The following is a 1,423-nucleotide window of genomic DNA, read 5'->3' on the forward strand; positions in this document are numbered from 1 at the left end:
TTCACTAATGTTTGGTGCGCGAATAGCTTCTGAATAAGTGGTACGAACTCGGAGTTGATCATCAACTTCCCAGCTTAAGCCAGTTTTCCATGTTGTTGCATTACCAATGGTGCTGTAATCCGCAAAGCGAATCGCAACATCTAAGTCTAGTTGACGTACCATTGGTAAATCGGCAAGCAAGGGAAGCGTGATTTCAGCAAAAATTTCGCTTACATCAAAGTCGCCTTTGTCTTCGCCTAATGCATTGAAGAAAGTACCCGCTGCATTTGAAGGTTCAAATATTTCACTTTCTTCCTTACGGTATTCAACACCAGTAGAGAAGCCTGCATAACCGGCAGGTAATTCAAATAAACTAGAGTTAGTTAGTGATCCACCTAATACGGTTTGCTTGATCACAGAGGAGCCTGTTGAAGTGGTATTAATATAATCAATGGCTGCTTGACTAGGCGCGCCAAAACCAAAAATATTAACTGGAACACAGCCTTCATCTCTAGCCGTCTGATCACGACACACCGCAACTCCGTTTTCTAATACAGAATCAAGGGCGTTGGTGTAATTGTCATAGATTAAGTTATTTTTATTAACGCGCTCTAAATCAGTTTGACCATAAATAGCATAGGCATCGTAATCCCAATCTTGGAATACTATACCTTCAAGACCGATAACATAACGTTGGGTTTCACGGGTATCATCTTCAATACGCGCACCCAAGTCCGTCATAAAGCGGCGAATATTAAGGGTATCTAATGGCGCTGAATTACCGTCGCTGTCTTTATTTGCTTTCATTAAAGCAACCAGCTCAGGATTGATGAAAGCGTTATCAATTTTGATATTGTTAACCGGGTTACCAAAGAAAAACGCTGGTTGACCTTCATCTGTTGATTGGCTGTTAACGTATTTAGCTTCAAAATAAACGTTATGATTATCATTAAGCTGATAGTTTGCTTTAAAGTTAATATTGTAACGTTCGAATTCTGGTTGTAATTCTACAAACTGGTTTAAGTTAGTTAAGTCACAATCCGCACAACGAATACCATCAACATTTTGACCAGAGTAAACATCTCTCAATGAACCATCAGGATTAAAGCTTTTCCAACCGTCTAAATTGAAAGTACCTGCATTACTAATGGTGTAGTGACCCGCATTAGGTGTCTTAATTTACTCGATTTAAGAAGTATGGGTTCTGATAGAACGCTCGTACTTGTTAATGGCAAGCGTCATGTATCAAGCTCTGCAGGTACTTCTTCTGTCGACGTCAATACCATTCCAAGTGTATGGATTGACAGAGTGGAGGTCATTACTGGTGGTGCATCAGCCATTTACGGTGCCGATGCGGTAACCGGTGTAGTTAACTTTATATTAAAGAAAGATGTTAACGGTTTAGATGTCTCTGCGACCAAGGGTTGGGCAGATGACAGTGACC

Annotated in this window: 1 protein-coding gene and 1 pseudogene; one reads left to right on the plus strand and one right to left on the minus strand. The window is 40.5% G+C overall.

All coding sequences use genetic code 11. From position 1 onward, the window contains the following. A partial coding sequence (locus H5202_RS22445) for a TonB-dependent receptor domain-containing protein (protein ID WP_259397449.1) occupies positions 1 to 1,068 on the minus strand: 1,068 nt, incomplete at its 3' end. Positions 1,069 to 1,152: 84 nt separating this feature from the next. Here H5202_RS22445 and H5202_RS22450 point away from each other — a divergent pair. After that, a pseudogene (locus tag H5202_RS22450) lies at positions 1,153 to 1,423 on the plus strand (TonB-dependent receptor plug domain-containing protein); the annotation flags it as partial.

Origin of the sequence: Shewanella sp. SG41-4 (assembly GCF_014164505.1) — a bacterium.
Classification (GTDB): domain Bacteria; phylum Pseudomonadota; class Gammaproteobacteria; order Enterobacterales; family Shewanellaceae; genus Shewanella.